Source organism: Lactococcus sp. AK05 (assembly GCF_041026685.1).
In the GTDB taxonomy this organism is placed as follows: domain Bacteria; phylum Bacillota; class Bacilli; order Lactobacillales; family Streptococcaceae; genus Lactococcus; species Lactococcus lactis.
This window is the reverse complement of sequence record NZ_JBFTEI010000015.1, coordinates 1-7,507: the sequence shown is the minus strand read 5'-3', so window position 1 is coordinate 7,507 and position 7,507 is coordinate 1. Positions and strand designations below refer to the sequence as shown.

General features: G+C 39.9%; 5 protein-coding genes. All 5 read right to left on the bottom strand.

Features of this window, described 5'->3' with window-relative positions; translation table 11 throughout:
- Nucleotides 1-196: 196 nt before the first annotated feature.
- The 5 genes from AB6B24_RS12260 to AB6B24_RS12240 all read right to left on the bottom strand — a co-directional run bounded on the left by AB6B24_RS12260 (nucleotide 197) and on the right by AB6B24_RS12240 (nucleotide 6,876).
- Nucleotides 197-385 (bottom strand): DUF2273 domain-containing protein, encoded by a 189-nt coding sequence (locus AB6B24_RS12260; RefSeq protein WP_015425997.1) that lies wholly within the window; start codon nucleotides 383-385, stop codon nucleotides 197-199.
- A 9-nt stretch (nucleotides 386-394) separates the two neighbouring features.
- Nucleotides 395-955 carry an alkaline shock response membrane anchor protein AmaP gene (amaP, locus tag AB6B24_RS12255; protein WP_369164811.1) on the bottom strand — a complete coding sequence of 187 codons (561 nt, stop codon included), beginning with the start codon at nucleotides 953-955 and terminating at the stop codon, nucleotides 395-397.
- A gap of 29 nt (nucleotides 956-984) precedes the next feature.
- Complete coding sequence (locus AB6B24_RS12250; protein WP_003106711.1) at nucleotides 985-1,224, bottom strand: GlsB/YeaQ/YmgE family stress response membrane protein; 240 nt, start codon at nucleotides 1,222-1,224, stop codon at nucleotides 985-987.
- Nucleotides 1,225-1,526: 302 nt separating this feature from the next.
- Nucleotides 1,527-4,478: a KxYKxGKxW signal peptide domain-containing protein gene (locus tag AB6B24_RS12245; RefSeq protein ID WP_369164809.1), complete on the bottom strand. Its 2,952-nt coding sequence runs from the start codon at nucleotides 4,476-4,478 to the stop codon at nucleotides 1,527-1,529.
- Nucleotides 4,479-4,518: 40 nt separating this feature from the next.
- The gene (locus AB6B24_RS12240; RefSeq protein WP_342630430.1) at nucleotides 4,519-6,876 is read right to left on the bottom strand and encodes an alpha-amylase family glycosyl hydrolase; all 2,358 of its coding nucleotides are present in this window, start codon (nucleotides 6,874-6,876) and stop codon (nucleotides 4,519-4,521) included.
- Nucleotides 6,877-7,507: the final 631 nt, after the last annotated feature.

The following is a 7,507-nucleotide window of genomic DNA, read 5'->3' as shown; positions in this document are numbered from 1 at the left end:
AACCCACCCTCTACGGAAAGAAGTCCATCCACTGATTCTAATGCTAGTCCTACAATCTTTTGCACAACTTTATCTTCATAAGTCAAGGCTCCTTTAATATCTGGTTGGGTTTCCTTTGTTTTAGGAGTTTCTTTTTCTGCCATTGTTCCAAATGCTTTCATGTTTTCTTGTACCATAATTTTCTTCTTTTATAATGTTATTTACGATTTATAAATTGATCAATGATTCCTGATTTTTTTAAAAATAGACCAATATAAATTCCTAATCCAATTAAAAATAAAACCAGAATCATTTTCCAAAATCCAATAGTGAAGATACACACAGCAATGAGTGCACCTACGATTCCCCCTATAATCGGGTATCGATTTTTTTCGAAATAATCCATTGATCCCTCCTACATAACACGTTGGCGTTTAGGGTTATCGTCTTTACTTAATGTAATGACTTTTACTTTAAGTTTAACCTTATGTTCCAATCCAAAGAATTTTTTTAACCCTTCAATGATTTCCTGTTCCAGAACTTGGGCTTTTTGTGCCACTTCAACTCGAGGAATAATTTCACCTTTTATATCAATTTTTATCTTATTTTTAAAAAGTGAAACAGCGATTTTTGAGTTTTTAAGGTATTCATTTTCTTTTACTTTTTCACCTACAAAACCTTCAATGGCAGACTTCTTCAAAGTTAAATCTCCATTATTTGAAGTGAGTTGTACATCCATATAGGTTCGAGGATAAAAAAGGATTACAATCAAGGCGAGAATTAATATGACTATTATAACGATGTTCCCCCAAAACAAATAGTCTGCCATATATTTGCCTATGAAGGGAATGTTACTAGAGGTCATTGTCCTCCAATCATACTCCATGAAATTGTAATAATCCCAGGTCATTGGTAGAACAAGCGTAAGTAAAAGGAGATCAAGAATAATGAGTATTATTTTCTTTCCAGTTGCCAAAGCTCCTCCTTTCTAGATCCTAAGATCTACTAATTCATTTTAGATAGGACGAAAGATACAACAGCAACCACAATGACCGCTCCAATAATGGATGGTATTAATGCCATGCCAGCAAGCGAAGGTCCCCAGGTTCCAAGTAAGGCTTGACCTACAAAAGATCCAACTAACCCCGCTAAGATATTAGCAATCCATCCCATTGAACTTCCCTTATTTGTAATCGCACCAGCGATTAATCCGATTAATGCACCAACAATTAATGACCAAATCATAAGCCACCTCTTTCTAAAGATTATAATATGTTTCTTACTTTAATTTAGTACATTTAGAGAGCGCATTCAAGGGAGATGATTCCTTTTTTTATTTAATAACACCAGTAGTTGTGGTATGACTTAACGTCATATATAGGATGTCGTTAAAAATTGTTTTTTCTTCTCAAAAAATTATTGTGTTTACATACGATTATTTTTAATCACACAATAATTTAAAAAAACAAAAATAGATTTTCTTGTCATAATAAAATTTTTAGGAAGAGAATCTATTTTAATTCCAACTCACAATAACCTAAGCGTCATCAGCTTTCCTTCCGGCGCTTTTCTTTGATAAGTGTAAGCGTACCTAACAAAGCACCAAATCCGAGAGCTAGCGCTTCTGCACTATTTGGCCTATCATCCCCTGTTTTTGGTAATGTAGAATTATTTGTAGAAATAACTGATGTCGTTCTAAGAGACGTTACTGATGGAACTGATTTTTTTTCAGAAATTATACGATCCGTTAGATTTGTCGTATAGCCTGAACCCGTACTGTCCGTTGGGTTCGTTGTGTTACTTGAATCTGTCCCATCTGTTGGCTTTGTGGTATTGCCTGAAACCGTACTGTCCGTTGGGTTCGTTGTGTTACTTGAATCTGTCCCATCTGTTGGCTTTGTGGTATCGCCTGAACCCGTACTGTCTGTTGGATTCGTTGTGTTACCTGAACCGGTGCCATCTGTCGGATTCGTCGTATTGCCAGAAGTGCCAATCCATTGTGCATAGAGAGTTACATTGCTACTAATCCCTGTGATAGCTTGTTTGTCGGTGTAAGAAATCCCGCTACCATCTGCCTTAGTGTTCCAGCCTTTGAAAGTTTTATCGCCATTTGTATAACTATTGGTATCTAGTGTAATGTTACCGTTGGTATCCGTTTCTTGGCTTGCCATCATGCCTGTGCCGCCGTTGGCATCGTAAGTAACTTTGCCGATAACATTTACAGTTTGACTGACAGGAATAGATACAACATTATCGTTAACATCTGTATAAGTATACTGCCACTCAACGGTATAGCTTCCTATTGACAAGTCGGCACTCGACACTCCATCATTTTCATCTACTGTTCCGTAAGAAATTCCCTTGCTGTCCGTAATTTGGTTCACAGTTGTGAGATTGGCGCTATTGCCACCTATCAGCGCAACATTTCTTGAATTTGGTCTATAAGTATAAGTGGCTGAACCATTGGAAATGATGTCCGTTTCTGTATTTGTGGTGGGTTGGGACACGACAACACCATATTGTTCAACAGCTGACAGTCCTGTCACAGGGTCCGTATAGTCAAATGTTATATCGTAATAGCCAATATCTGTCGCTGAAAATATACCATCTGTCAGTGTAGAATTATTGCCTGATGGGTCTGTCAGTGAAATTGTCAAATCGCCATTTGCTAAGGCTGTTTTGATTTCATCAGTTCTCAAATTTTCATTGGCAGAGTTTTTCATGGTTAACCCTTGTGTGGTATCTACCGTTGAGCCAACATTCACATTACTTTGAGCAGGTACTGTGATGACGGGCTGCACTTGACCCGCAGAGAGCACCGTCACCGTTTGCATATCCCAACTCGGTTGCTCTGCGCCTGGGTAAGCCCATGTCACATAATAAGTGCCACTAGTGCTGCCCGTTTCGTCAGCAGTTCCAGCAGGTGTCAGATTGTAAGTGCCGTCAGTATTTGCTGTCAGTGGCGTTGTACCGTAATTATCCACATCATAGATAGTTACTGACGGAAGCGCCTTGTCGTTTTCTGGGTCAGTAACTGTCACACCTTGTGTTTGTGGATTATATGTATAAATGTCTGTGCCATCTGCATTGACTGTCTTTTGATATTCAAAACTCTCGTCAGCATTTAACTTTGGCCCACCGACCACAGTAATGATTTGACTTGCTTTTTGTTCTGCCCCTGTACCATCAACATAAGAATAATTGATAGTGTAATTCCCCTCTATATCAGGGATAAATTGTGTCCCAGAAATCGCAGCTCCTGTGAAATCTGAACTATCAGGACCTGTGACAGAAATCGTAGCATTAGAGATGTTAATTGCCGAATTATTTGGATCAATCAATCTATAATAATTCGCAGCATCAACCGTGTTTCCAACAGCAATTTTTGTATCTGCATCAGTAACTGTCGTGAAACTAGCCCGCTGTGCAAGAACTGTACCGTCTACTGTCCCAGTCGCTCCAGTCCCATCAGTATAAATCACGGTATAGGTGCCAGCGCTAGGAAATGTGTAAGTGCCATCAGTGTTTGCTGTGATTGTCTGCGCTGTTGTAGAACCTGTAGGTGTCCAGCTAACAGACTGAATACTCGGTGTGACGCTACTGTTAGAGTCGCTGACATAACTTTTCATCGTGTTGCCATTTGCTGACAGGTCAATCGCTTGTCCTTGTGTCAAGTCCGGACCACTCGTTGTGGTAATTGTATTCGCGTTTTCAGCAGTGACTTGGATTGTGCTATTTGCTGACACAGTGCTCGTCGTGTTATCCAAATTTGTATAACTATAATTGTAAGTTAGCGTGTATTGACCAGGTATCTTTGGCGTGAAAGTATCTGCAGAAGCTGTCGTTGTCACGCCATTTGGGTCTGTGACCGTAACAGAGCTGATAGCACCAGAACCCATTTTTGATGGATCAGTGATTACTGCATTTGCACCGTTCAACGTGACAAGTGTTCCGACGATCCCTGACGTTGGTGCATTCGTTGGTGCAGATATCGTGGGTACCACAGATGTGGCATAAAGCGTTCCTTGCTGATTGATGCCAATCTGAACTGAATGTCCTGCTGTCATCGGCACCATAATATCTGCGCCACCTGAATTGAGCTTTTGTGCTGTACTCCAATCATTCGTTGTTGTAATGATAATACCCATACTCGAAGTACTCAGATTTGACAAGGTCACAGAATCCGCAGAGCCAATGCTTAATGGGACGAACTGACCGTCATAAGCAGTATTTCCTGTCCCCCAAACATAAGCATAAAGTTGCTGTCCCGTATAAGCTGTTGATGGCCAAAAAGTAATTGTCGCATTTTGAGCAGACGTTGTGTCTGCATGAGCAACAAGAGTCGTGGATGTCCCAAAGAAGGTCGTAGGACCCGCAACACCAAGTCCCAAAACAGTGAGAGTCACTGCACCGTAAAGCCAAATTTTCCCCGATTTCCAAGCACGAAAATGTGTTTGTTTCATCTGAGAATGAAGTCGATTCATTCTACTGTATAACATGTTTTCTCCTTTTTGATTTGCATCAAATTTGATGTGTTTTTTATTTAGAAAGTTGGATAACGGTGACTGTCAAATTTGACAGAGTGACAGAGCTATTCAAAACTTGATTAGCTGTTAAGCTACTATCGTCAGAAATTATCACAGTTTTACCTGTCAAATTTGACACCCCATAAAACTGACCACCTTGACCAATTTTGACCGAATTACCGCTAGCATTCAATATGACTAAATATTTGGTCGCACCCGATGTTAATTCTTCTGTGATCACTCCGTTTGACGCATTTGTGACATTTTCTACACCTATACTGGTAGGAGTCCAAGCAAGTTTGCTATAATCATCAGGCCAAAATTGCGGATTGGATTTTTTAAATTTCATCAAATTTCCAATAAAATTAACAGCATTTTGATTGTCCTTGACATTATCCCAATTCATGGCATTGACTACATCCCCCGCAACTACTGGGGTGTAGAGATTACTACCTGGCCAATAATTGCCATAGTAAGTACCATTACTAGCCAAGCCAAAAAGTCCATTGTATGAATTTTTGGCAGTATCCCATGACGCAGGATACCATGCAGGTTTTTCCATACTACCCGATTGATAAGCCTGTGTCTGTGTAGGGGAGAGCGGCGTCAGATTTGACGGATTGACTAATTTGGACTGGTCAAACTCCTGTCCTGTTTCCATAAATGTCACACCGTTTGCAAGAATATTCGTGGCATTTGCGAGCGTCACTCGCGCTTGATGTGTCGCCACAGAATCATTCGGATCAGCTGACCAGAGTGAGTCATTTAAGGTGAAGCTATCATGACATTCAACATAATTGATAGACTGGCTTGGCGTCAAAAAAGCTTGCACTGTGCCATTTCCGTTCCAACCTCCAGAAGCCAAAAGTGCTCCTGCGACCGTTATGGTACTTGCCGTATTTCCTGCTGCGAATCCACCTGCAGAACCTCCATTATTACTGATGGCGTCACGTTCACCAGGATTGAAAAAACCAATACCAGGAACATTTTTGTAATTATTGATAGACGTTTCAGGAATATTATTTGCATTAGAATCGCCCCAACCTTCGCCATACATGATAATATGTGGGTCAAGTGCTGTCAGTGCGGCACGCAGTTTATTCATAGTCGTGCTGTCTAAAAGTGTCATTTCATCAAAACGGAAGCCGTCAATATCATAATTTTTCGCCCAGTAAGTGACAGAGTCAATAATGTATTTACCAAACATTTCGTGGTTGCTCGCCGTATCATTGCCACACCCAGATTGCGTATTTTTGCGGAAATAATAGCCCGGCTCGGCTTTTTCAAAAGCGGATGCTGACTGACTATAGACGTGATTGAGAACCATATCCATTACCACGCTAATCCCATTTGTATGCAAGCCTTGTACCATTTCTTTCATTTCATTAATACGTGTGACAGGATTGACAGAATTACTGGCATATTCGCCCTCTGGTACCATTTCATTTTGTGGGTCATATCCCCAGTTGAAGTTATTCGGTTGCGCAGTAGTACGGTTTCCCGCTTCGTTGACCGACGCATACTGACTGGCTGGCATGAGTTGAATGTAGTTAAAACCCTCGTTTTTCAGATAATCAAGTCCAGTCGCTGTACCTGTATTTGGATCAGTTGTTCCTGACTGAATCACTCCGAGAAACTTACCACGATTACCAGCCGAAACACCAGATGTTGATGAGCTTGTAAAATCACGAATATGTAGTTCGTCAACGATGGCTTGTGTTGGACTTGCTACCCGCCAAGTTGCAGATTTGCCTTGCGCAAGTGCCAGATTTGACGCGAGGTTTGCAGACGATTCGACAACTGAACGATTTCCACCTTGTGTCGTCGCAATAGAATAAGGATCATTGGTTGTATTGCTGACAGAACTTGTAGAAAGTGTTCCATAAGTTGACCCAGCATAATCACTAACGGTTCCGTCAGCAAAAGTTAGTTTGTAAGCATAAACCATGCCATTTTGATTGCCAGGAACGGTCAAAGTCCACACCCCAATCGTATTGGTTGCGTGATTAGTTGGTGTCGCTGATGTCCCGCGTGTCATTGCTTTCGCTGAGACCTGTGCCGCTGTCGGATTGGTATTCGTCCCATAACTTATCAGCTGCACGCTCGTCGCAGTTGGTGACCAGATTTTGAAAGTAGTACTGGTTGTTGAATAGTTAAATCCCAAATCTGTCCCTTCATAGGCCCATTTTATATCAAAAGATGTAAAATCATTGTTTTGTGTGGCATTTTTCTCGTCAGACAGAGCTTGTGTAGCATATTCTGATGAAGATGTAGCAAAAACAATCTGTTTACCAGTTCCATTGGATAGCAATGTAAAACTGATAAGCAGTACGATTGGGAAAAGACAAATTCTTAATTTTGTTTTTTTCATTATTTAGCTCTCCTTATTATATTGAGTTTATAACGATTTTATTTATTTTTAACAATATCTTTCAAAGCAATAAGATAAATAAATAAAAGGACTTTTTTTACAAAAAATGCAAGCGCTTGCACTAATTACGTAACCATTATATACCTTGCGGTATCATTTTGCAACCTCTCAGCAACACAAAAAAATCTTTTAGTGCATTTTGTTTAAAAAAATTTTTTTGATACAAAAATCTCTTATATCAAATTGTACGTATTTCCACTATTGATCTGGAGTTATAGATATTTCACTTTTCTAAAGTGTTATTCAGGTAAATATTAAAATAATCTTCAAATTATCAAAATTTTATACTGCTATTTAATTTGTTATTAGTTATTACTTTATAGCAGCGGAATTACCGTAACACGGAGCAACCGTGAGACGGAGGCTCCACACGGTGGATTCTCCAGCTAACGTAAAGTCAGTTTTATGGATATCCGCACTACTGAAAACCCGTTTTATGGGAAAAGTCCACAAAACGGGTTTTCAGGATTACGACAATAAATAAAAAAACGACGTTTCCTCCAAGAGAAAATGTCAATTTTTTGTAATTACAGGTGCAAGTTTTGCCCTAAATTCTGATTGCGTTCACCCT